Origin of the sequence: Rheinheimera maricola (assembly GCF_016918075.2) — a bacterium.
In the GTDB taxonomy this organism is placed as follows: Bacteria; Pseudomonadota; Gammaproteobacteria; order Enterobacterales; family Alteromonadaceae; genus Alishewanella; species Alishewanella maricola_A.
In genome coordinates, this window is sequence record NZ_JAERPS020000003.1 from 261,287 (window position 1) to 286,166 (window position 24,880).

19 protein-coding genes are annotated in these 24,880 nt (G+C 51.7%); 6 read left to right on the forward strand and 13 right to left on the reverse strand.

Going from position 1 to position 24,880, the window contains the following annotated elements; all coding sequences use genetic code 11:
- Positions 1–83 precede the first annotated feature (83 nt).
- Positions 84–1,382 (forward strand): alkaline phosphatase, encoded by a 1,299-nt coding sequence (locus I4W93_RS09915; RefSeq protein ID WP_205311079.1) that lies wholly within the window; start codon positions 84–86, stop codon positions 1,380–1,382.
- 4 nt (positions 1,383–1,386) lie between these two features.
- Here I4W93_RS09915 and I4W93_RS09920 read toward each other — a convergent pair whose 3' ends face one another.
- From I4W93_RS09920 to dapA, 11 genes are all read right to left on the reverse strand, one after another.
- Positions 1,387–1,887, reverse strand: coding sequence for a chalcone isomerase family protein (locus I4W93_RS09920; RefSeq protein WP_205311078.1), 501 nt, complete (start codon positions 1,885–1,887; stop codon positions 1,387–1,389).
- Complete coding sequence (locus I4W93_RS09925; protein ID WP_205311077.1) at positions 1,871–2,371, reverse strand: DUF2878 domain-containing protein; 501 nt, start codon at positions 2,369–2,371, stop codon at positions 1,871–1,873. Before I4W93_RS09925 ends, I4W93_RS09920 begins: the two co-directional genes overlap by 17 nt.
- Positions 2,368–3,108 (reverse strand): SDR family NAD(P)-dependent oxidoreductase, encoded by a 741-nt coding sequence (locus tag I4W93_RS09930; protein WP_205311076.1) that lies wholly within the window; start codon positions 3,106–3,108, stop codon positions 2,368–2,370. The genes I4W93_RS09925 and I4W93_RS09930 overlap by 4 nt, the downstream gene beginning before the upstream one ends.
- Before the next feature lie 61 nt (positions 3,109–3,169).
- Positions 3,170–3,472 carry a hypothetical protein gene (locus I4W93_RS09935; RefSeq protein WP_205311075.1) on the reverse strand — a complete coding sequence of 101 codons (303 nt, stop codon included), beginning with the start codon at positions 3,470–3,472 and terminating at the stop codon, positions 3,170–3,172.
- Between the two features lie 210 nt (positions 3,473–3,682).
- The gene (tsaB, locus tag I4W93_RS09940; RefSeq protein WP_224673370.1) at positions 3,683–4,381 is read right to left on the reverse strand and encodes a tRNA (adenosine(37)-N6)-threonylcarbamoyltransferase complex dimerization subunit type 1 TsaB; all 699 of its coding nucleotides are present in this window, start codon (positions 4,379–4,381) and stop codon (positions 3,683–3,685) included.
- A gap of 1 nt (position 4,382) precedes the next feature.
- Positions 4,383–6,308, reverse strand: coding sequence for a DNA repair helicase YoaA (gene yoaA, locus I4W93_RS09945; protein ID WP_205311074.1), 1,926 nt, complete (start codon positions 6,306–6,308; stop codon positions 4,383–4,385).
- An 88-nt stretch (positions 6,309–6,396) separates the two neighbouring features.
- Positions 6,397–6,648 (reverse strand): hypothetical protein, encoded by a 252-nt coding sequence (locus tag I4W93_RS09950; RefSeq protein ID WP_205311073.1) that lies wholly within the window; start codon positions 6,646–6,648, stop codon positions 6,397–6,399.
- A gap of 107 nt (positions 6,649–6,755) precedes the next feature.
- Positions 6,756–7,952: a M24 family metallopeptidase gene (locus I4W93_RS09955; RefSeq protein WP_205311072.1), complete on the reverse strand. Its 1,197-nt coding sequence runs from the start codon at positions 7,950–7,952 to the stop codon at positions 6,756–6,758.
- On the reverse strand, positions 7,949–9,454 hold the full coding sequence (locus I4W93_RS09960) for an aldehyde dehydrogenase (NADP(+)) (protein WP_205311071.1): 1,506 nt from the start codon (positions 9,452–9,454) through the stop codon (positions 7,949–7,951). The genes I4W93_RS09955 and I4W93_RS09960 overlap by 4 nt, the downstream gene beginning before the upstream one ends.
- Positions 9,455–9,456: 2 nt before the next feature.
- Positions 9,457–10,458 carry a 4-hydroxyproline epimerase gene (locus I4W93_RS09965; protein ID WP_205311070.1) on the reverse strand — a complete coding sequence of 334 codons (1,002 nt, stop codon included), beginning with the start codon at positions 10,456–10,458 and terminating at the stop codon, positions 9,457–9,459.
- Between the two features lie 17 nt (positions 10,459–10,475).
- Positions 10,476–11,399, reverse strand: a complete 924-nt coding sequence (dapA, locus tag I4W93_RS09970; protein WP_205311069.1) for a 4-hydroxy-tetrahydrodipicolinate synthase — start codon at positions 11,397–11,399, stop codon at positions 10,476–10,478.
- Between the two features lie 80 nt (positions 11,400–11,479).
- Between dapA and I4W93_RS09975 the strand changes: the two genes are divergently transcribed.
- The 3 genes from I4W93_RS09975 (at position 11,480) to I4W93_RS09985 (ending at position 17,310) form a co-directional block, all read left to right on the forward strand.
- Complete coding sequence (locus I4W93_RS09975; protein WP_205311068.1) at positions 11,480–12,742, forward strand: NAD(P)/FAD-dependent oxidoreductase; 1,263 nt, start codon at positions 11,480–11,482, stop codon at positions 12,740–12,742.
- Positions 12,743–12,835: 93 nt separating this feature from the next.
- A complete protein-coding gene (locus I4W93_RS09980; protein WP_205311067.1) occupies positions 12,836–15,808 on the forward strand; it encodes a TonB-dependent receptor in 2,973 nt (990 codons plus the stop codon).
- A 95-nt stretch (positions 15,809–15,903) separates the two neighbouring features.
- A complete protein-coding gene (locus I4W93_RS09985) occupies positions 15,904–17,310 on the forward strand; it encodes a peptide MFS transporter (RefSeq protein ID WP_205311066.1) in 1,407 nt (468 codons plus the stop codon).
- Between the two features lie 55 nt (positions 17,311–17,365).
- Here the strand turns inward: I4W93_RS09985 and I4W93_RS09990 are convergent, their stop codons facing one another.
- Positions 17,366–19,627: a S9 family peptidase gene (locus I4W93_RS09990; protein WP_205311065.1), complete on the reverse strand. Its 2,262-nt coding sequence runs from the start codon at positions 19,625–19,627 to the stop codon at positions 17,366–17,368.
- A 239-nt stretch (positions 19,628–19,866) separates the two neighbouring features.
- Between I4W93_RS09990 and I4W93_RS09995 the strand changes: the two genes are divergently transcribed.
- On the forward strand, positions 19,867–22,623 hold the full coding sequence (locus I4W93_RS09995; protein WP_205311064.1) for a M9 family metallopeptidase: 2,757 nt from the start codon (positions 19,867–19,869) through the stop codon (positions 22,621–22,623).
- A gap of 62 nt (positions 22,624–22,685) precedes the next feature.
- Here the strand turns inward: I4W93_RS09995 and I4W93_RS10000 are convergent, their stop codons facing one another.
- Positions 22,686–23,348 carry a GntR family transcriptional regulator gene (locus I4W93_RS10000; RefSeq protein WP_205311063.1) on the reverse strand — a complete coding sequence of 221 codons (663 nt, stop codon included), beginning with the start codon at positions 23,346–23,348 and terminating at the stop codon, positions 22,686–22,688.
- A 147-nt stretch (positions 23,349–23,495) separates the two neighbouring features.
- Here I4W93_RS10000 and I4W93_RS10005 point away from each other — a divergent pair, with 147 nt between their 5' ends.
- Positions 23,496–24,569: a M24 family metallopeptidase gene (locus I4W93_RS10005; RefSeq protein ID WP_205311062.1), complete on the forward strand. Its 1,074-nt coding sequence runs from the start codon at positions 23,496–23,498 to the stop codon at positions 24,567–24,569.
- The last annotated feature ends 311 nt before the right edge of the window (positions 24,570–24,880 follow it).

Below are 24,880 nucleotides of genomic sequence, written 5' to 3' on the forward strand. Positions count from 1 at the left end.
GTTTGTCGACTTAGGTTTGTCATAAGCTTGGTATAAAGTACACTAGCATTTCATAACATCAAGCTCTATTAAGGTAAACATTAATGCGTCGTCATATGCTGTATCTGTCGTTGCTGTTAACGCCTGGCATTGTGCTGGCGACACCAAAGAATATTATTTATATGATTGGTGATGGTATGGGGCCAGCGTATTTGTCGGCCTACCGCTATTTTAACGACGACAAAACCACGTCTGAAGTAGAAAATACTATTTTTGATGCGTTATGGCAGGGCATGGCCAGTACCTATCCGGACGATGATACCTATGTTACAGACTCCGCCGCAGGCGCTACCGCACTGGCTACTGGTTTTAAAAGCTACAATGGCGCTATCTCAGTAAACCGCCAGCATATTCCTATTGGCACAATGATGCAGTTGGCGAAAAAGCTTGGCAAAGCTAACGGCATTCTTGCCAGTTCTCAAATTAATCATGCTACGCCGGCATCTTTTTTGGCGCACAACAAAAGTCGGCGCAATTACGATGAGATTGCCGATATGTATCTGGATTACCGTATTGATGGCAAGCCCGTAGCGGATGTAATGATTGGCGGCGGCACTAAATATTTTGTGCGCGAAGATAGAAATTTAGTGAATGAATTTAAGCAGCTGGGTTATCAATACACCGACGATTACACCCAACTCGACAGCATTACCACTGCGCCGGCGATGATGTTGCTGGCTGAAACCGCCTTGCCAGCTAAATTAAACAGCGGTTTTGATGCTATGTTGGCACCTCTAACCGAAAAAGCGCTACAACTGTTAACGCCGGCAAAAAAGGGCTTTGTGTTAATGGTAGAAGGCAGCCAGATTGATTGGTGTGGCCATGATAACGATATCGCCTGCGCGATGGCTGAAATGGACGATTTCGCCAAAGCCATTGCAGTGGCCAAGGCCTATGTCGATAAGCATCCGGATACACTGTTGGTTATTACGGCTGATCATGAAACCGGTGGTATGTCACTGGGTGCAGCTGGCGAGTACCAGTGGTTGCCAGATGTTGTGCGTAAGGTAAAAGCCACCGGCCGCAGTATTGCCGAGCAGCTACAGCAAGCCAAGTCTGACACTGAGGCTCTGGCGCTCTGGCGTACACTTACCTCAATCAGTTTAACTGAGGAGGAGCAGGCAACTTTACTGGCGACCCGGCAGCAAGATGAAACTAAGCTGCGTAAACTGTCAAACCAGTTGGTGGCTAAATACTCTTACACCGGCTGGACTACCGGCGGCCATACCGCTATTGATGTTGCGGTGTTGGCATATGGTAAAGACGCAAAAGCCTTTGCCGGTTTTCAGGATAATACCGATATCGCAAAAAAACTGATGCAGTATATTCAGCAAACTAAGTAAATTGTTATTGCGCTGCTATTAACTGGCGGCGCAATTTTGGTGCACTGGTGTCAGGGTGCAACCATATATCAAAGAAAGCCGCGCCAAAGGCAGTGTCATCCAGCACACCGGTCTCAACACCATTAAAATAAAACTGAACCCTGCCATCGTCCAGTAACAATGCTGCCAGCTTATCGCCTTCTTTCACGTCCTGCCACAGCGTTTGCAGCTTTAGCGCCCATAGCTGTTGCTGCTCGGCTGTGCTGTGGCCCAACTTTTGCCACTCATCTACCGTGGCATCGATAAACTGCTGCCTGCTTATATCGCGCTTGTAAGTTAACTCCAGCAATACAGGCGCATTTTGCCGGTAATCAGTGAACACGCCATCAACCGTCGCCAGACGGGCATCATACAGTTGCCAAAATAAATAGCGGTACGCCCCTTCACCAACGGTTTTCAGCTCAGGGGTCGCATGCAGTTGAAACGCCATAACGACTGCAACCAGTATACTAGCTCGCTTGAACATAAAACCTCCTGCCCTGGCCCAGGGCTACCGCCAATATCGCCCAGATTATTATCAATACTGTTATCGACAACACCGGCGATGGAAACTGTAATACACCGCCACTTAACGCCGCCCCTCCCCAATAGGATAAGGGCCCGCCGCTGGCACCGAGTAACGCGGCCAACCAGGGGTTGGTTAACACTTTAGCCATAAACTCTACTGCTGCTAAGGCAAATACCGCCCAAACCATTAAAAACCAAAATGGTAGTAATGCACTGTCAGCAAATTGCAACACCTTTAGCTGTACCAGTAACGCATCTATGCCAATTCCGAGCAATAAAATAAGCAGTACCGCCACACGCTCAGATCTAGCCAGTCGCGAAAAACCGTACAACCAATATAATGCTACTGGCAATAAGGCAAAGTGCTGCCATAACACCAATGCAAACCAACACAGCTCAAAGCCAATTAACGCCCGCCAGTTAAAACTCTTGCCCGCATTCATTGCTGTTTCATCCGCTGTGCTACGCTGTTGCGCAAATTGTACGGTAGCAGGGATAACAGCTTTAACATCACACTTAAGCGCCGAGGAAACCGAATACGGCTTTTACCTTGCAATAAACCGCTGTAAATACGTTCTGCAGCTTGCTCTACCGAGACTAAAAACGGCATAGAAAAGTCATTTTTTTGCGTTAAAGGCGTATCAACAAAGCCCGGCTCAATTAAATGTACGCTAATACCCGTGCCGGCTAAATCTACCCTCAAGCTATCGGTAAAATAACTGACGGCGGCTTTACTGGCGCCATAGGCCTGGCTGCGGGTAAACGGGAAAAAGTGCGCCATAGAGCTGACGATAGCCAGCTGGGGTGCTAAAGACGCTTTGAGTAGTGGCATAAAGTATTTGGTTGCTGCCACCACAGCCTGGAAATTAATAGCAAAGGTGCGTTCAAAGGCGGCTAAGTCCAAATCATACGCATCAACATATTCACAGGTACCGGCATTTAGCAGCAGCAGATCCAATACTATGCCTTGCTCCTGCATAGCTGAAGCCACCGTCTGTATCGCAGCGTTGTCAGTCAGATCAAGTGGTACAGCATGAATACCGGCATGTTTGCTCAGCTCATCAAGCTTGTCGACCGAGCGCGCTACCGCATACACAGTCCAGCCATTGGCAGCGTAGTGCAGCGCTAGCTCGCGGCCAATGCCAGAGCTGGCACCGGTAATTAAACAAGAAGAAGTCATAGCGGTCTCAATACAAGTAAGTATTACTAAGACTACGACAAAAACACAGAGTTGGTTTTATTCAGGCGTAAATATCAACACCCAGCATAGCTTGCACTTCGCTGCGACGCTGTTCATTAGCCTGGCTTTGGTAGGCATCTATGGCTTGCTGGCTGCGCCGGTCAGTGGCAGAACCAAAATTGGCTTGTTGACGACGCTCATCATCCAGCCGGTTAATTACTTCATTACTGGCCCGAACAACACGGCCTGATGGCAGCTCTGTTGCAGCTTCATTACGCACTGGCGCACGGCGCGGTTCAGCACCGTTAAAAACGGTACTGACGCTTTGGGTAGCATTGGCGGTGGCGTTAATGTTTAGTGTCATAGTACAGAGCTCATCCAGACATTGCGCTAATTATAGCCAGTGCCAGCAACAAACCAAGCATTTTATGCTTCGGATAGCCAAACTAATTGAAGTTGCAGCTAGGCGGCAAGTGAGTGAATCACCAAGAGCATAGCTGTCTATGTGATTGGGTCGGGCTGGCGTTCCAGTTCACGATTGCAGCCAACACCGCTGCAGCTTCAAGTAGGCAGGCTATCGGCCGGGCAGTTTTTGCCAGGTCACATCATCGCGCACATACACCGGCTCTGCCAGCTCGGCGGCGATAAACTGGCCGGCGCTCAATGCCGGCAGCGCCAGCGTCAGCATATCCTGCGCTGACGGGTATAAAATATCAGCGGCAATAACGGCCGGCTGTTTTGCTAACAAGGCCTCAGCGTACGTTTGCCAACCAGTGCCGACAGCATGTACTTCGCCATTAAGGCCAAAGTCACTGATGTCTTGCGGTTTAATGGCAACTTCGTTGCTGAGTGCCTGCATCAGGCCTTGTTGTAAGCTGAAACTGCCGATATATACTTCCGCCATCCGCGCATCTATTGCGGCAATTACCTGCTTCGCACCATACAAACGCTGCGCCGCCTGGGCCATCGCCGCTAGTGTTGACACACCGTGTACCGGCACATCGGCGCCAAACGCCAGCCCCTGGGTAACACCAACGCCAATGCGCACACCGGTAAAACTGCCGGGGCCACGGCCAAACACAATACCGTCAAGCTGATTAAGGCTGATACCGGCCTGACGTAACAACTGCTGCACCATCGGCAATATACGTTTGCTATGCTGCTGCGGGCAAACTTCATCTAACGTTAGCACTTCACTGCCGTATTGCAGCGCTACCGAGCAGGCTTCGGTTGAGGTATCAAGGGCAAGTAGTTTTATTGAGGCGTTGTTCAACTTAGTTGTCCTGTTTCATCTGTTGTAAAAAGTTTACCGCTTCATCCAGCGAGCGGGTGCGGCGCATTGGCGGTAAGCTGGTTAAAAAAACTTCACCATAAGGTTTGGTAACCAAACGGTTGTCGCAAATTACCATTACACCGCGATCGGTAACATCGCGAATTAACCGGCCTACACCCTGTTTTAGCGTAATGACCGCTTGCGGTAACTGCACCTGAGCAAAAGGGTCCTGGCCGCGCATAACGCAGTCTTCACTGCGGGCTTGCAGTAAGGGCTCATCCGGCGAGGCAAACGGCAGTTTGTCGATAATGACACAGCTTAGCGTATCGCCACGCACATCGACGCCTTCCCAAAAACTGCCGGTACCCAGCAGCACGGCATTATCCAGCTTAACAAACTGATCCAGCAGCAACCGCTTACCAATACTGCCCTGCACCAGCACTGGCTGGCGGATCAGATCCGGCAACTGCCTTGCTACCAGTTGCAGCATGCGATGGCTGGTAAATAAGAAAAAGCAGCGGCCGTTATTGGCTTCTATCAAGCGCACCGCAATTTGCAGTAGCTGTTTTGCCATGCCCTGCTCGTGCGGTTCGCTAAGATAGCGCGGTACGCACAACAGCGCTTGCTCGGAATAATTAAACGGGCTTTCCAGCAACAGCGTTTTGGCCTCGTTAAGCCCCATCTGCGCGGTGTAATGGCTAAAGCCATGATTTACCGACAAGGTAGCCGAGGTAAATACCCAGCTGCGCTCATCTGTGGCGACAATATCACGGAACTTGTCGGCGATACTCAGCGGGGTTAAGTGCAGGCTAACGTGCAGGCGGGTGGTTTCAAACCAAAGACTAACACCGCTTTGCTGCATATCGGTTAGCTTTGCTAAGCGGGTTTTACACAGGGCCAAACGCTCAAAGGCGTTGTCAATTAAATCACTGCGACCAAGGCTGTTTTTCATCACCAGATACAGCATATCTATCGCTTCGCCAACGCGGTTTAACGCGGTTTGCATCTCAGGTTTCTGGTAAGCCTCGCGCCAGTTACCTTTTGCCGGTTCGGTGCCAAACTGCAGGCGCCAGTCTTTAATTAGCAGCGCCACTTTGTCGGCGGTTTTAGCTAATTGCGGGTGATCACGCAGTTCGGTTTTACAGGCGGTGTCGATATCACGGCATAAATCGAGCAGCAGCCGGCTGGAGACATTTTCGCCAAAGTAATCACTGGCAATATCCGGCAACTGATGCGCTTCATCGAAGATAATCACATCCATTTGCGGCAACAACTCGCCAAAGCCGGTGTCTTTTAACGCTAAATCGGCAAAGAATAAGTGATGGTTAACCACCACCAGATCAGCTGCCTGGGCTTTTTTGCGCGCTTTTAATAAGTGGCAATCTTCATACACCGGGCAGTCTTTTCCCAGGCAGTTGTCGGTGGTGCTGGTAACATAGGGCAGTGCTTTGGAGTCCTCGGCGATATAACTTAGCTCGCCGATATCACCGCTTTGCGTTTCGGCCGACCATTTTTTGATCAGGCTTAAATCCTGGATAAGCTGCTCATCCTGCATTGGCACATGGTTGTAATGCTGCTCTAAGCGGAATAAACACAAATAATTACTGCGGCCTTTAAGCAGCGCCAGCTGCAACGGGCTGGCCAACGCTTTGACGACTTTGGGCAAATCACGAAAATACAGCTGTTCCTGCAGGTTTTTTGTACCGGTAGACAACACCACTTTTTTGCCGCTAAGCAGCGCTGGCACTAAATAAGCGTAAGTTTTACCAGTACCGGTGCCGGCTTCTACTACCAGAGCGCCCGGTGTTTCAATAATCTCAGCTACTGCCAGCGCCATTTCAAGCTGGGCGTCGCGGGCGTTAAAGCCGGCAATGTGCGACGCAAGCGCGCCGCCTGGGGCAAAGGCGCTGACAACCTGCTTACGCATAACGGCTCGAATTAGGGAGATAGATCAAAAACACAGCAGAAACCGATAACAATACAAGACGGCTATTATGCCTTATTAGCGGGTAAATTCAGACAAAAATATCCAGATGGCCATCTTTATCCACGTGTTGCTCTTCTTCTGGCGTGGTGTAAGGCGCATCGGGATACTCTTCCTGCTGTGCATCACGTTTGCGTGCCTGTCGGGTTAAAATAAGATACTTTTGCTCGTTTGGCTTAATTGGACTTAAGCGCGCATCTTTAAACACCGGCACCACCTGCTTGGGATCAGGCTCAACCGGCGTGCCAGGTACGCGCTGTACAAAGGGCATAAAAGCATCCATCCGTTTCTCCTGCAATGGTACATAGTGTTATGTACTGTTATCGGCCAACAAAACGTTAACTTAATTTTAGGAGATAGTAATAGCTGCTAAAGTTCCCTTAACCTGGCTTAGCTAAACGGCTGATCTACAGCTCGTGCCGGCTCAGTAAACCAGCGCGGGCCTTGCTCAGTCATATAAAAATGGTCCTCCAGGCGCACGCCAAATTCGCCTGGTAGCACCAGCATCGGCTCATTGCTAAAGCACATACCTTCTGCCAGCGGCAGTTGGTTACCCTCGACCAGATAGGGCCATTCGTGAATATCCAGGCCAATACCATGGCCGGTGCGATGTGGCAGGCCCGGCAACTGATAGCCCGGGCCATAACCCTGCTGCGTAAGATAAGCCCGTGCGGCCCGGTCAACTTCCTGACAAGCCACCCCCAATTGTGCTGCAGCAAAGGCCGCCGCCTGGGCAGTTTTCTCGTGCTGCCATACCTCACGCTGCCGCGCGCTTGGCGTGCCAAACACATAACTGCGGGTAATATCAGACAGATAGCCGTGCAGGCGGCAACCGGTATCAATTAACACCATGTCACCGTCAGCCAGTGCCTTAGGCTTAGCCACACCATGCGGGAAAGCGGTATCGCCGCCAAATAACACGATAACGAAGTAACTGCCCTCTGCAGCCCCCACTTTACGGTGTGCCGAATCAATAAAGGCTTCAACTTCAGCCACGGTAATGCCGCTATATAACATGCTGGCTGTCGCTTTATGCACCGCCAGGGTCATGTCCATCGCCCGCTGCATAATGGCCAGCTCGGCCGCAGATTTAAGCCGCCGGCAAGGTGCGCTAATACCCGCAGCATTGGTAAGCTGCAGAGCAGGGTTAGCAGTTTTTAAGCCATCGGCGATGAAAAACGCCGCACTTTCATCCAGTGCCAATACCGTTTTACCTTGCAGCAACTGCACACATAACTGATACGGGCTTTCGTGCTCTTGCCAGCCATGCAGCTCGCCGGGTAGCAGCAGTAAGGGCGCTATGGTGCCGCGCTCAAATTCAGGAATAACATAATGCAGGCTGCCATCGGCCAGCAGCAAGGCCGCTACCAGCCGCTCACTGGCATACCAGTGTAAACCGGTAAAATAGTATAAATTTGTACCGGCGGTTAACAGCATGGCATCCACCTGTTGCTGCTGCATTAGCTGACAAGCATTAGCCTGACGCTGAGAAAACTCATCCGCCGTGATTGGCACAACGCCAGCGGTCATATCGCTTAGCCGGGCTAATGCGTCTGCAGCGCTTGCGCCACCAATTTGCTTGCTCATGCTTTATCTCCATTTAAATTGGGGAAGTTCTGGTAACACAATGGCCGTAAGAAGCGATCTACTGCCCGGCTGCCTACCGCAGTATAACGGCTGTCGGTAGCCGCCGGAAAGGGCCCGCCATGCTGCATAGCGGCACACACTTCTACGCCCGTTGGCATTTGGGCATAAATTAACCGGCCGCAGTGCACTTCCAGCTCTTGCAATAATGCCTGCATCTTAGCCAACTCTTGCTCTGTCGCATACAGGGTTGCGGTTAACTGCCCTTGCAAGGTGGTGGCCAGCATCTGCAGTTGCGTAGTATCAGCATATTCAATCAATACTGTGGCCGGGCCAAAAATTTCCTGCTGCAAGATGCCATGTTGTAAAAACGCATTAGCAGTCGTCGCAAAAAGTCGCGGCCGGGTATAGCAGGCGCTTTCTTCACCTTGTCCCTCAGCCAGCAAGGCCACAGCTGCGCATTGCCGTAATGCCTGACAGCCGTCGCGGTAGTGCTTGGCAATTTTCGCCGTTAACATGGCGCCCGCCTGCGCCTGGCCAAAGTGCAGCTTAAGCTGGGACTGCAACACCGCGGCCCCCTTAGGCACAAATACCAGCGCCGGCCGGGTGCAAAACTGACCACAGCCGTTAAGCACCGACTGCGCCAATTGCGTAGCAAAGTGTTCACTGTGCTGCGCCAGATAATCTGGCGTAACAAACAACGGGTTTTGCGAGCCAAGCTCACCAAAAAACGGTATTGGCTGTGGCCGTTGCCAAATCAAGCGCTGAAAATGCATGCCCAGCTGCTCAGAGCCGGTAAAGGCTACCGCTTTAATCGCCGGATGGCGCAGCAGTGCCTCTGAAAATGCATGCTGGCGGGCATGCACCAGGCTAAACACCCCAGCTGGCATCGCCGTTTTATCGGCTGCAGAGGCTATGGCTTGTGCCGCCAGCTCAGATGTGGCCGGATGGGCATTATGTGCTTTAACAATTACCGGACAACCGGCGGCCAGTGCCGAGGCGGTGTCGCCGCCTGCCACCGAAAATGCCAGCGGAAAGTTACTGGCAGCAAATACCAGCACCGGCCCCAGCGGCACTTTGCCAAGCCGCAGTGCTGGCCTGGGTAACGGTTGGCGCTCTGGCAACGCCGGCAGGCTGCAATCGTTGGCGGGCGCACGCAGCTCAGTAGCGAACAGGCGTAACTGGTTGCAGGTGCGGCCCAGCTCACTTTGTGCTCTGGCTGGTGCTAATGCAGTCTCCTGCACCATAGTGCTGACAATCTCAGCCTGGCGCTGCTCCAACTCAGTGGCAATTGCATCAAGAAAACCGGCTCTGGCGGCGGCCGTTACATAGCGATAAAGCGCAAAGGCTGCGGTGGCTTGCTCTGTTAAACTATGTAGTTCGGCTTCACCGGCTTCGGCAAAGCACCAGGGCAGCGCCGCGTTTTGCGCCGGATTAAAAGATGTGTTGCTTGCTTCCGGCTGACCACACCAGTGACCGCCGATATAATGTTGACCTGTAATCATAATTACCTCACCAGAAAACCTTCAGCGTAGGGATCGGCATCGTCGATGCGGATCTGGTTAGAACCGTAAACATGGGCCCAGCCTTCAATCGACGGTATTATTGCTGTGCACCCCGCTACCTCTGTTACCGCCTCCACCACACCGCTAAACTGGCTGCCAATAATGCTCTCGTGCACAAAACGCTCACCCTGCTTTAATAAACCACGGGTAAAACGCTGCGCCATACGGGCGCTGGTGCCGGTGCCGCATGGCGAGCGGTCAATAGCGCCGTCACCATAAAACACCGCGTTGGCACCATCAGAGCCCGGCGTTTTTGGTGTGCCGGTCCACAGCACATGGCTAATGCCGCTAATACTGTTATCCAAAGGATGCTGACACTGATAAGCGTTATTAATTGCCTCGCGCAGCAGTGGGCTAAAATGCAGCACCTTATCTGCACTCCAGTGCTCTAACCCCGGGAAATTGGCTTGAGGCTCGACAATGGCGTAAAAATTACCGCCATAAGCGACATCGATAATCAGCTCGCCCAGGCCGGGCACACTAACGCAGGCGTCGGCGATAGCCAGATAAGACGGCACATTGATAAGCTTTACCGCCAGCACTTTGTCGCCCTGCTGTTTATAACTAACGCGAATTTGCCCGGCCGGTACGTCCAGCGTTAGTTCACCCGGAGTTTTTGGGGTTAATAAACCGCTTTCAATTGCCGCAGTAACAGTACCGATAGTGCCATGACCGCACATTGGCAAGCAGCCACTGGTTTCGATAAACAGCACCGAGGCATCAGCATTGTCAGAGCAAGGCGGATACAAAAATGCCCCCGACATCATGGCGTGGCCGCGTGGCTCAAACATCAGGCCTTTGCGGATCCAGTCATGATTGGCGAGAAAATCCAGCCGTTTTTCGCTCATGCTGTCCCCGCGCAATACCGGATGGCCGCTGGTTACCAGCCGCACCGGATTACCACAGGTATGGGCATCGATACAAAAATAGGTTCCTTTTAACACACCGCTTCCCCGCTTTGTTATTGCGCCAGCACAGCGTGATATTTGGCCAGGTCGGGTCGGGTACGCAGCGCCTGTGTTACCACCTGCTCAACATAAGCACGCTCTGCGCCTTCTAGTGCCAACCGCGGCAAACGCACATGCTCACTGCCACGCTCCAGCAGTTGCTCTGCCAGCTTGATGCACTGCACTAAAGTTGGAATGGTATCAAGGCGTAATAGCGGCATAAACCAGCGGTATAGCTCGCGCGCTTCGCTGATGCGCCCGGCCCGGGCTAACTTAAACAGCATCACCGACTCGCGTGGAAACACATTGGTTAAACCGGAGATCCAGCCGGTGGCGCCCAGTAATATGGACTCCAGCGCAATATCATCCACACCGCAAAAAATCTGGAAACGCTCACCAAAACGGCTCTGCAGCTCGGTGATACGCCGGGTATCGGTAGTAGATTCTTTAATGGCGACGATATTCGGCTCTTCTGCCAAAATCGTTGTCATCTCAAGGTTAATATCCACACCATAGCTGACCGGATTGTTGTACAGCATAATCGGCAATTTCGTCGCCCGCGCCACGGTTTGATAGTGCACCAGCACTTCACGGTCTGTGCCGCGATACACCACTGCCGGCAGCAGCATAATGCCATCTACACCAATTTGCTCAGCGGCTTTAATATAGTCGATTGCCTGGCCCGCACTGTGCTCGGTGCAACCGGCAATTACCGGAATGCGCCCGGCCACCGTCTTTACCGTTTGTTGCAGAAACTCGCGCTTCTCCGTGCTGGTAAGTGAGGCATTTTCACCCACGGTACCCAGCGCAATAATGCCGTCGATACCGTCGGCTATTAATTGCTCCAGCATACGGGCGTTTGCCGCATAGTTAATACTGCCATCTTGCTGAAATTGGGTGGAGATTGCCGGATAAACCCCTTGCCAGTTTAGTTGCATTTTTTTTAACCTCTATCATTGATGTTGGATAAAGAATATTGTATACAATCTACATTATCAAGTGATTTTGGAATTTAACTGTGCAACAGCTTTGTATTATCGGTGGCGGTATAGTGGGACTTTGCAACGCATTATTTTTGCAGCAAGCCGGATTTGACGTGCTGTTGCTCGATGCCAACGCCGTTGGTAGCGGTTGCTCTGCTGGCAATGCTGGCCATTTCGCCACAGAACAGGTATTCCCGCTGGCGCAGCCGGCGCTGCTTCGCCAACTGCCAGCCATGCTATTAAATCCGCTGGGGCCTTTGCGCATTCGCAGCGGCTACTTGCTGCAGGCGCTACCCTGGTTTGCCCGTTTTGTCGCCAATATGCGTAAGGACAAGCGCAATGCAAATCAGCAGGCACTAAGCGGTTTAAACCATGCCAGCCTGGCCAGCTGGCAAAAGCTGCTGCATAGCTGTCAGCTTAGCCAACAGATCCAATATCGCGGTGCGCTGCTGGTAACAGAGCGCAGCGACTTAACCGCTTTGCAACAGCAGTATCAGGCTTATCGTGACGCCGGTATTGACGTGCGCTGGTGCAAGCAAAATGAATTACTGCAACTGGAGCCAGCGCTGAGTGCCAAGCTTACTGCCGCGCTGGATTTTACTGAAGTGGCGCACAGCTGCGACCCACTGGCGCTGTGTCAGCAACTTTATCAGCAGTTTTGTCAGCTGGGTGGCCGCTATATGCGCACTGACGTACGTCAGATAATACCAACACCAAAACGGCATCGGCTTATCTGTAGCCATGGCGACATCAACGCTGAGCAGGTCATCATTGCTGCCGGCGCGCACTCAGCACAACTTACGCGGCAATTAGGCTGGCCGGTGCCGCTGGAAGCAGAACGCGGCTATCACCTGATGCTACAAGCTGCAGACCTTAGCCGGCCGGTTAGCTCGCTAGAGCGTAAGTGCATAATGACACCGATGCAGCACGGCCTGCGTGTGGCCGGTACCGCAGAATTTGCCGGTTTGCAGGCTAAACCCGATTATCAGCGCGCCATTGTACTTCAGCAACATGCCGATCAGTTACTGCGCCAGCGCACCGCCGCTGTTAGGCCAGAGGCAGAGGCTGCAGAGCACGTGTTTGCTAACCATACCGTCTGGGCCGGTAACCGGCCATCACTACCCGACTCGTTGCCGGTGCTGGGCTCTTGCCCACGCCATACCGGCATCTATTACAACTTTGGCCATCAGCATCTGGGATTAACCCAGGCCGCATTCAGCGCCGAGCTGCTAACCAGTTGTCTGTTGAAACAAACACCAGCGCTTGATCTGACCCCGTTTCGGATCAATCGCTTCTGAATTTTTTTCCGCCATTTAGCGTGGAATTTTTGCAGCTGTAGGCAAAAACTTTTAACCATAATTAAAATATACAATATACAGGAAGCAACAGCGATGAAACTTAACACAGCAAGAAACATCTCGCCCTCGGTGCTGGCCGTAGCGATGGCACTGGCACTGTCTGCCAGCCCGCTACAGGCACAAGACAACACCACCGGTTTACTAAAAGGCACGATAAGTGCGCAAAACGGCAACCAGCTTGCCGATGTCATTATTACCCTGCGGCATGTGCAGCAAGGTTTTAGCCGCACGGTGCAAACCAATAGCAAAGGCGAGTACGTGCTGCGCGCACTGCCGGTGGGCGAATACAGCGTTAGCGTAAGCCATGCGGGTAAACCAGTAATTGACGGCGAGCGCATTACTATTAGCCTGGGCCAGGCGCTGGTTTACGCGCCAGTACTGGGTAATACCGACAGTATTGAAAAAATTGCCGTATTGGGCTCACGCGCACAGCGCATTGACGTAAGCGATTCTACCGCCGGTCTGACCTTTGATGCCGTGACGCTGGATCAGATGCCAGTTAACACCGGCTTTGAAAATATTGCACTGCTAACCCCGGGGGTGGCGCGCAGCTCTGAATTTAAGGCATCCAGCTTCGGCGGGGCTTCGGCTGCGGAAAATGGCTACTTTTTAAATGGCATGAATATCAGCGCCCTGCGCACCGGTATCGGCTCTATTGACTTGCCATGGGAGGCCATAGCGCAAACCCAGGTAAAAACCGGTGGCATCTCCGCCGAGTATGACCGCTTTATTGGTGGCGTGGTCAATGCAGTATCGAAAACCGGCGGTAACGACAGCCGCTTTGGCGCCGAGCTGCGTTATGATCCAGCCGCGCTGCATTCAGCCCACGGCACGGTGTATAACCCCGGCGGCAGTATCTCTATTAATAACAAAGACTCTGAAGCCGAATTCTATGAGGCTAATGTTTGGGCCAGTGGCGCACTGGTAGAGGATAAACTGTTTGTTTATGCCCTGTTTAACCCGCGCAAATATCAGTCGCAGTATGCGAACAGTGCAGCCACCCAGTTTACCGAATATGAAAAAGAGGATACACGCTGGTTTGTTAATATGGACTGGTACATCAGCGATGACCATGTGGTAACTTTTACCGCTTTGGATAACAGCGCCGATTTACGTTACGACAGCTTTGCTTGGGATCAACAACAGGGCAAAGGCAATGCCCGCGGTGTCACCAAAAGTACCACCGGCGGTACTATGTACTCAGCCCGCTACCAGGGCTTTATAACTGACGATTTCTCGGTATCTGCCACCCTGGGCCGACTGGAAGACTCAGCAGAAACCATTCCAACCAACCGTCTGCCCGGTATTTGGGATTACGTTAATCTGAATGGTCAGCGCTATGGTAACTGGACCACCAGCAATTTGATCAGCGAGAGCTACCAGCGCGATCAATTCCGCCTCGACTTCACTTACCTGTTCTCAGATCACACACTGCAATTTGGTCTGGACAGTGAAAACCTTAGCGTCGATTACCTTGAATTTCAAAACGGTGAAGCCGAAGCACGTGGCTGGTGGGAATATCGTACTTATGTGGCGATACCACGTATTGACCTGGATGCCGGCACTTATGTTATGCGGCGTCAACGCGATACCGGCGGCAAAACCGAAGTCAATTCACTGGCGTTTTATCTGCAGGACAGCTGGCAAATTAACGACAATCTGGTGTTAAACGCCGGCCTGCGTTATAGCAGCTTTGAAAACACTGCCACCACCGGTCAAACCTACGTTGAGCTGGATGACCAGTTAGCGCCCAGAGCGCAGCTGATCTGGGATCCAAGCGGCAATGGTGACAGCAAAGTGTTTGCTACTTTTGGCCGCTATTTCCAGCCGGTGTCGGCTAATATGAATATTAAGCAAGCCAGTGGTCAGCGTGATGTGTACAACTACTATCTGCCGGATCAGTTAAACAGCGATGGCAGCCTGGTGTTAGGTGCAGATGGCGCACCCAGCCACGGTGCGCTGGTAGCCACCAACGTAGTACAAAGCGGTGCGGTAGATGTTGAGCGCATTGCTGCCGACAACCTGGGGCCGATGTATTCTGACGAGTTTACCCTGGGCTATGAAACCCAGCTGAATGATAGCGTCAAAGGCGGTATACGCTTTGTCTATCGTAACCTTAAGCAATCAATAGAAGACAGCGACTTAGGCCCGGTAGTAGCACAGTGGCTGGAGCAAAATAATATTGCCAACAATGCCAACGAATACTACTTCTACACGCTGATTAATCCGGGTAACGACGTTACTTTTCACTACGATTTTGATTTAGATGGCGTAAAAGAAACAGTAGCTTTGTCTGCAGCAGATTTACGCCTGCCCAAACCCGAGCGTAAATATCTGGCCTGGGAGTTTACCCTGGATGGTAAACCGACTGACAACTTGCAGCTGTGGTTCTCTTACGTCTGGTCGCATAACTGGGGTATGACGGAGGGGCTGGTGCGTACCGATAATGGCCAGGCCGATCCGGGTTGGACCACCTCATACGACTACGCCGACTTAATGGACCATGCCGCTGGCAACCTGCCCAATGATCATCGCCATGCCTTTAAACTCAGTGGTGTATATGACATCAGCGACAACTGGGCGCTGGGCTTTGTTGCCCGTGCTACCTCAGGTGCGCCGCTGAACAAGTTCAGTATTCACCCCACCGGAGTCGACACCTGTGCCGAGCCCAGCTTGTGGGCCGATTGGTGTGCCAGCCAGTGGTACGATGAAAGCTCATTCTACGACTGGGACGGCACGCCAGCACCGCGCGGCTCTGCCGGCCGGCTTGACTGGTTGTACGAGTTTGACCTGAGCCTAACCTACCAGCGGCAGTTGGCTGACGGTGATTTCTCGGTTAAAGCCACGGTGTTTAATCTGTTTAACTTTGACACACCGCTCAGCGTAAATCAGGTGGCGCAAATCACGCAAACCGATAACAGCTTTGCTGCCAATCCGGATTGGAATACCGCCACCGGTCTGCAAAGTAACCGCACCGTGTCGTTAGTCGTGCGCTACCAGTTCTAATCACAGCGCTGATATCTCTGATTATAGGCGGGACAGCTGCAATAGCTGGTCCCGCCTTGTCCATCATCTAATTGATTTATCCGGACGTTGTTATCATGCAAAAAAACTCAACTGACTGCTTTGGTCATCCCAAAGGCTTATTTTTACTGTTTAGTACCGAAATGTGGGAGCGTTTTTCTTATTACGCTATGCGTGCTTTGCTGGTGCTGTATCTGGTCGATCAGCTGCAGGCGCAGGGCGGCGGCCTGGGCTGGGATCATGCCAGTGCGCTGCAACTGTATGGCACTTTTACCATGCTGGTGTATGTGACGCCGCTAATCGGCGGCTGGCTGGCCGATAACTGGCTGGGGCAGCGCAATGCAATACTGGCCGGCGCTGTACTGATGGCATTGGGCCAATTTTGTCTGGCGCTACCGCATAGCTGGTTTGCCTCGCCGTTGCCGGCTTTTTACAGCGGCCTGGCTTTGTTGGTGCTGGGTAATGGCTTATTTAAGCCAAATATTTCTACCATGGTCGGTGATTTGTACAGCGCTAATGATAAACGCCGCGACAGCGCCTTCACGATATTTTATCTGGGCATTAATGCCGGTATGTTTTTGGCCGGTATTGCGGTTGGCATAACCATTGATGCCTTTGGTTATCAGCAAGATGGCCAGCTGGTGCGCAACTATCAGGCCGGCTTTTTGCTAGCCGGTATCGGCATGCTGCTGGCACTGCTGCTGCAACTTAGCCTGGCCAAGCGCTTGCTGGGCAATATCGGTACCGAGCCAGCAGCGCGCAAAGCCCGGCGCTTGCAACCCCAGCTGCCCACCACGCTAACTAAAGCAGAAATTGACCGGCTAAAGGTATTACTGATCATGGGACTTTTTACCATTATTTTCTGGGCCGGCTTTGAACAGGCCGGCGGCCTGATGAATATCTATGCCGATCGCTTTACCGAACGCAACATCGGCAGCTGGCAAATTAACCCCACTTACTTTCAGTCACTTAACCCGCTGTTTATTCTCATTTTTGCGCCACTGCTGGCCGTGTTGTGGATAAAGCTGGGTAAACGCGAGCCGAATTCGCCACTTAAGTTTGCCCTGGGGCTACTGCTACTGGGTATCGGCTTTTTATTTATGGTTGGCGCCAGTTTGCAATACAGCGCGCATCTTGGCGGTGATAGCAAAGCCAGCCTGTGGTGGCTGGTGTGCGCTTATCTGTTTTTTACCCTGGGCGAGCTTTGCCTGTCGCCAATTGGCTTAGCGCTGGTATGCCGGCTGGCACCGCTTAGGGTAGCATCGCTGCTGATGGGCGCCTGGTATCTGTTTTTAGCTGCGGCCAATAAACTGGCTGGTCTGATTGGTGCCCTGCTGGATAGCGGCGACGTTGATAATGAACAGCAAATGGTGGCCAATGCCTTAGCTATTTTCAGTGGTTTTAGCCTGACAGCGATATTGGCGGCCATACTATTGTATTTTCTGGCCGACAAGCTGGTGTACTGGATGCACGGTAAAGGCTGAAGATTAACCCGGCGCGCTAATTTTCGCTGTGCTAAAGAGCGTCGGGTTAATTTGTTCAGTTAGTGCTAATGTGGAAAAACGCTGGTGGTGTTTGCTCAAGTAAATGGCGGACAAAATAGTCCCAGCGCCGGCGGGTAAAATAGCTATCTTCACGTAAATCGTGGTCTTTGTTGGCCAGCACCAGCAAATCCACGTCGCGGTTGGCTGCCTGAATGGCTGCCGCCAGCCGGAAACTGTTGGCCGGATTAACATTATTATCTAAATCCCCCGTGGCTAATAACAGCTTGCCGCTTAACTGATGCGCCAGCGTCATATTGCTATTGCTGTCGTAGTGCGAGCCCTCTGCTGGCATGCCCATCCACATTTCCGGCCACCAGGCTTTTGACATACGGTGATCATGATTACCGGCAGAAGATACGGCTACCTTGTAAAAATCACCATATTTTAGCAACGCCCTGGCCGCATCATAGCCACCGGCCGAGTGGCCGTAAGCGCCTACCCGGCTTAGATCAAGATAAGGCCGCTTGGCTGCCAGTTGCTGCAAGCCAGTGATATAGTCCGGCCCACCGATATCACCGAGATTTTTATAACTGTGCAGGTGAAAAGCCCGCGAGCGATGTGCCGTACCGAGCGGATCTAAGTTCAGCACCACAAACCCCAACTGGGCAATCGGCGTTTCTGTATTGGCAAAACCACGGGAGAAGCGCTTGGCACTAACGATAGTGTGTGGCCCGGCATACATATGCTGCACCACCGCATAGCGCTTGGTTGGGTCAAAATTAACCGGTTTGTACAGCAGGCCATACAGCGCTGTTTTGCCATCGCGTGCCAATACGTTAAACGGCTCTGGCGGTTGCCAGCCCGTGGCGCGCAGTGCGCTGTCATCGGCTACCGCCAAAGTTTGTAACACAGCGCCATCGAGGCTCTGTCTAATGCTACTGACGGTGGGCAAATCAACGCGGGAATAACTATCATAAAAATGCTGCCAGTCTGGCGCCAGGCTTACCTGATGATCAGCATATTCTGGTGTAAGCAAAGTTAACCCGCTGCCATCCAGATTAATGCGGTACAGGTAGCGAAAGTACGGATCGCCGGGCTCGCGACCCGACGCGGAGAAATACAGCTGTTGCTTGCTGTGGTCGATGCCGTGCAGCTGGCGCACGACAAAATCGCCTTGAGTCACCTGACGTATATCGTCATTTTGCTGTTGTAAATATAGGTGGTTCCAACCATCGCGCTCAGAGCTGAAAATAAATTGCTCAGAGTCCAGCCAGGCAATGTCGTGTTTAGCATAATCGAGAAACTGCTCGCTGCGCTCCTGCCATTTAATCGTTGCCACCCCAGCAGGACTAATTTGCCATAATGTCAGCGCCCGCATGCCGCGGTCGCGAGCTACCAGATAAAAAAAGCCGTCGTCATGCCAGCTGACATCGCCCCAGTTTTGCGTGGTTTCAAGCGGCGGCAGCTGCGTCATGCTTAGTTTGCCGCTATGCGCATCAACAATCGCCAGTTGATAATGCGAGCGCTGATCATTACCCGGTAAAGCGCGTTTATAAGAGTGCAACACTGCGCTGTGGCCCTGATCTGGCAGGTTTTGCAGCATATGTAGCGTTGGCATAGTGCGCCTGTCCAGCACAAAGGTGGCGGCGTAGCGGCTATCACCTGACCAGACAAACTGCGTACTGCGTTTGGGCGCTACCGCCGCGCCATTAATCTGGTCCAGCTGATACCAGTCATTCAGCTCGCCCCAGGCATAATCGCCACTGCCATCTGTGGTCAGTTGCTGCATGCGGCCAGTGCTAAGTTCAGTTAATTGCAGATTATGCGCCACACTATCCAGCTGCCAGCGCTTATCCGGTGAGGTTACAGCGCCCTGCTGTGCCAGTTGCTGACACTGATATTGCCCCTGTTGTTGCGGCGTCGATAGCCCTAGCTGACACTGCCAGCTTTGTTGTTGGTACTGTAATTTTGCGTGCCAGTTGTTATCGCTGCGGTTAAGCCGCAGTTGTAAGTTGTCAGTATCCAGCGCGGCCGTCGCTCCCAGCGCGCGCGCCAATTTAGTTATATCTAATTGCTGCGGCGTTTGCTGCAAGCTGTCGGCAAAGTAAAACCGGCGGCCATCGGCTTCTTGCCGGCTAAACCAGTAACCTTGCTGTTGCCAGTAAAACGGCAGCTCGGCGTTTAGCACTAACGGCCGCACTTTAGGGTAAAAAAACTGCTGTGCTTTAGCATAAGCTAATGGCATTGCAGGCAATTCTGTAGCTGCCGCCGGCATGAACCATAGGGCGGCGCTAAGTAGCAGATAACGAGCAGACATACTATTTCCTCTTCAGACATCGACGCTGCAGCATAGCAATCAGAGTAAGTGTATACAATATCCAATTTCATTTAATCTGTTTGTTCCTTATTTACCTTATGTCAAAACGCTATTTACCTCATGGTTTTAAATTCTAATCAAACTATATATTATATTGTATACAATATTTTTTATGCTAAGTTAGGTCGGCCACTTATGGCAAATAACTATAACGACTTCACCAGAAGGAACAAAAACAAATGAAAACAAACACTTTGCTGCTTAGCCTGCTATTTGGCAGCAGCGCCTTACTGGCCGCCGAGCCAGCCTCACCTTCCCATCCGGGTATGCTGGCACAGGATTTACAACATGGCCACGAGCATAATGCCATGCAGCACAGCCCCAAACCGCCCAGGCTGGTATCACCGCATGAGTTTGAAAAAATACAGGCCAAACTGTATGCCGAGCGTAACCAACTACCATTGCCCTCACACCTGGTGCCTGATGCCGACAAGGCTATGCATTTAGCCAACAGGCAGCAACTGATGCAGCAAAGTAGCTGCACCTCGCCTGCTACTCTGCTGCCTCTAACTGGTGCAGAGTTAGTCAGCGCCATTGAAGGCGCCAGCCTAACCAGTTGCTTATACGGGCTGTACGATAATGCGTTATTAGGTAGCGCGCATTTTAGCGATGCAAAAATTCTTACTGTGGTGCAGGCAATTAGCAACCTTATGGCCAGCTTTGATGGCTCAGATGCCACTGGTGCGGCCGAATTAGAAAAACTGGTCAGCTACCTGCGTGCGATGCACTGGGTAGAAGCTGGCAGCAACCGCCAGTTTAGCGCCGCGTATCTGAGCACCTTACAGCAGGCTTTTGACCAATATTTTGCCGGCAGCCACTTTGTCCGCTTTGACGGTAACGTATCGCGCAACTTTATGCTGCGCTACGAAATGCTGATCCTGGTGAACAGTTCCGGTACTGATGCACTGCGCTACTTAGCCCGCTTTAGTCAGGCGCTAAAAGGTTATAGCACTAGCGTATCACGCAGTGATAATTGGGGCGTGGCGTATGAAGAAAACGGCCTGACGCAGGTGTTAACACATTACTTTAATGCCACTAATAACGGCAGCGCAGCACTGCAGCAACTGTTGGTTAGCGAGCCGCAAATTATTAGCAACCTGCGTGACTTTGTCCTTACCGACGGCCTGTGGCTGGTTGGCCACACGCGTGAGTATCAATGGTCTGATGCGGTTACTGAACTGGGCCGGTTGCTGAAGTTTGGTGGCGCTATAGCCCAGCAGGTACGTCCGGCAATGCAGACTATTCTTAGCACGTATCAGTTTAATGGTAACGGCTCTAATGGCTGGGTAATTGCCCAGGGCATGGTAAAACTGTACGACAGCGGCAATTGCCAGCTGTATGGCGATGCCTGTGAATTTGACCTGGAAAGCACCGTACTTAGCGGCCAGCATACCTGTGGTGATACTTTGAAACTGCGCTATCAGCAGCCCATAGCAGCCAACAACTTACAGCAAATTTGTAGCGATCTGGCTGTGCAGGAACAAAGCTTCCATGCCCAGTTTGGCAACAGCAGCCCAGTCGCCAACGACAATAATACCGCACTGGAAATGGTGATATTCAGCTCGTCCGCTGATTATCAAAACTACGCTGGTACCTTTTTCAATATCGACACCAATAATGGCGGCATGTACCTGGAAGGCACGCCATCTGATCCAAACAATCAGGCGCGCTTTATTGCCTATCAAGCCACCTGGTTACAGCCGGAATTTGTGGTGTGGAATTTAGAACACGAATATGTACATTATCTGGATGGCCGCTTTAACCAATGGGGCAGCTTTAGCGATCAGCCGACAAACTTGGTCTGGTGGGGCGAAGGCCTGGCCGAATATTCCTCCAAGGGATCGGACAACCCTACTGCATTAGCGGTGGCAGCTGATAAAACCTACCAGTTAAGTGAGCTGTTTCAAACCACCTATGCCAATAGCAACACCGCACGCACTTACTATTGGGGTTATTTAGCCACCCGCTTTATGTTTGAACGCCAGCGTCAGCTTATCGACACTGAATTATTGCCCAGCATGCGCGCCGCTAAGTATGTTATTTCCGACGCGCCCTGTAGCTTTGACTGGGGCTGGCAGAGCAAGAACGACGCTATTGCCAATAATTGGAGCTGGCTGTATGACGACAGCGAGTGGAGTGAAGGCAACTGGGTCTGGACCTGCGGCCAGATTAACGATGGCGACACCCCCCAACTGCCGGATTACACGCCTTATGCTGAAATTATTGCCGCCTGGGGCAATCAGTTTGATGCCGAGTTTCATCAATGGCTGGACTGCATCGTTGCCAATGACGACTGTAGCAACAACACTAACCCGGTAACAGCACTGCAAAATGGCGTGCCGGTAACGGTGAGTGGTGCGCGGGATTCAGAGCAACACTACCGCATCGCGCTGCCGGAAAACGCCTATGATCTGAGTATTACAACAACAGGCGGCAGCGGAGATCTTGACTTGTATGTGCGCCAGCAATTGGCCGCCAGCCTGACAGAATGGGACTTCCGACCTTACGCTATCGGCAACCGTGAACGGGTTAACGTATTGCAGCCGCAACAACCGGATTGGTTTGTTATGTTGCATGGCTACCGCCAGTTTACTGATGCCAACCTAACCGCCAGCTGGAAGCTGGGTAACTTAACCTCGTTGCAGCAATGGCCGGCACTTAGCAGCAATTACGCACTGTACCAGTGGGTGTATGTGCCGCCGCATGCCAAAGCCTTATATTTTACCCTGAGTAACGGCACCGGTGATGCCCAGCTGTACGTAAAACGCCAGGGCTGGCCAACGCCAGGCAACTATGATGGCGCATCCAGCATTTCGCGCGGTACCACACAAAAAATTCATCTGCCTAATATCGTCCCAGGCAGCTATTACCATATTATGGTTAATACCTTAGAAGGCTTTAACAATGTTGATTTGAAAGTGTTTATCGTAGAGTAGCGCTATAAAAAAACGGGCAGCCTGGCTGCCCGTTTTAGTATCGTAGCTATAACAGTGCTGCGCTAATTTGTATCCAGCTTGGTTACCAGCTGTTTTATCTCTGCGGCCGCCCCCAGAATATGCTGTTTCAGCAGTTTGCAGGCGGCGTCGGTTTTTTTCTGCCTGACCAGCTGTAATAAATTACTGTGCTCCGGTTCAGCTTTTTTTACTCCACCAGCCAGCATTAAATGCACACGGATATAACGGTCAGAATTGCTGTTCAGGTTTTGTACCATTTCAAACGTGAGTGGTCGCTTGGCTGCACGGTATAAGCTCATATGAAAACGACTATTTAGCTCGCTCCAGCTACCTGAGGTATCAGCCGCCTGATAGGCGGTACTCATCTGCTGCAATAACAGCTCACTTTGTGCCAGCTCGGCTTCAGTAAGGTTAGGGATCGCCATACGTAGCAACTCGCACTCCAGCAAGGCACGCAGTTCAAATAATTCAGTAACCTGCTCTGCCGATAGCTTGGTGGCAGTAGCGCCTTTATGCGCTTCAAATTCAACCAGGCCCTCGGCTTCCAGCTGCAGCAGTGCTTCGCGCACTGGAATACGGCTCACTTTTAATTCATCGGCCAAAGCCGCCTGACGCAGTGGCTCACCGGCTTTAATAGCACCGGTAAGAATTTTTTCCCGGATCGCTTCCACGACCACCTGGGTGCGGGTTTTATATTCAACAACCATTACAGTGCCTGCTTTTGCATTAACATGGTATGCAGTATATCAAATACATTTATTGCTGCAGCAATAACTTAGCCATGCGGTATAAACGTCACTTGCGGCAAAGCGCATATTTGGATATTGTATACAAAAATAGCCAAAGGCAAAACCATGCGCTTAAGCAAACTACGCCAGATGATGGCCAAGCTGGACTACCAAGCCCTGCTGCTGACTGAACCACTGAATATCCGCTACCTGTCAGGTTTTAGTGGCAGCTCCGCCAGCCTGCTTATTACCGCAGAGCAGCAATTTTTGCTAACAGATTATCGCTACACAGAGCAGGCGCAGACAGAATGCGCCAGTTTTACTATTATCTGCCGCGACCGCTCGGCGCAAAGCCTTGGTCAATGCATTGCGCAGCTGTTAGCGCCACTGCCTATCAATCGATTACAGCTGGAATATGCCCATCTGAGTGTCGAGCTATATCGGCAATTACAGCATGAGTTACCGCTTACGTTAAGCCCGGCCGCTAATCTGACCGAGCAATTACGTGCCTGCAAAGACCCACAGGAGCTAAAGTGCCTGTGCCAGGCAGCGAGCATTGCCGACAACGCCCTCGCCTGGTTACTGCCGCAACTACAGCTGGGCATGACGGAGCGCGAAGCCGCAGACTTACTACAACACAAAATTTATGCGTTGGGCGCAGATGAACTGGCTTTCCCTACCATACTGCTGTCTGGTGCACGTAGCGCCTTACCCCATGGCAAACCCGGTCAGCGCCGCTTCGAGCGCGGCGATTGGATCCTGCTGGATTTTGGCGCCCGCGTTGAAGGCTATCGCTCTGATATGACCCGCACTGTGGTGCTGGGTCAGGCCAGTGCTGAACAGCAGCAATTTTATCAAACTGTATTTAACGCCCAGCAGGCAGCGCTGGCGGCGGTAAAGCCCGGTATCACTGGCCATCAATTAGATCAGATAGCGCAGCAGGTACTTAGCGCCTCACCTTATGCGGCTTATGTTGGTGAAGGTTTAGGCCACGGCGTTGGCCTGGCGCTGCACGAATATCCGTTAATGCGCCGCGGCTGTGATGTGGTATTGCAGCCGGGTATGGTAATAACCATTGAACCTGGCTTGTATAAACCCGGTTTTGGCGGCGTGCGGATTGAAGATGATATTGTGTTAACCCATGATGGCTACGAGTTACTAACTCACAGCCCAAGGCAACTGCAACAACTACCAACCTGAATTGCATTGACTATACAAGTTGAGCATTTTTCATACCGTAACTAACTAAAGCCAGACACTAACAGCAAAATTAATTTTTCAGACAAACAGCACAGATTAACAACAATTATAACAAATTCAATTACTTAACAATTTTACGCACTTGAATGCCAGCTAAATTTACACTTGCAGTTTAAACACGCAACGATTAAGTTGTATAACATCTTAATAAGCAAGAATTGCGAAATGAAAACTGGCACTGTACTACACCATCATAGCGACTAGCCGTCCGGAATTTTCGGAGGGCTGTTTTCTGGCGCTCCGGTGGTACA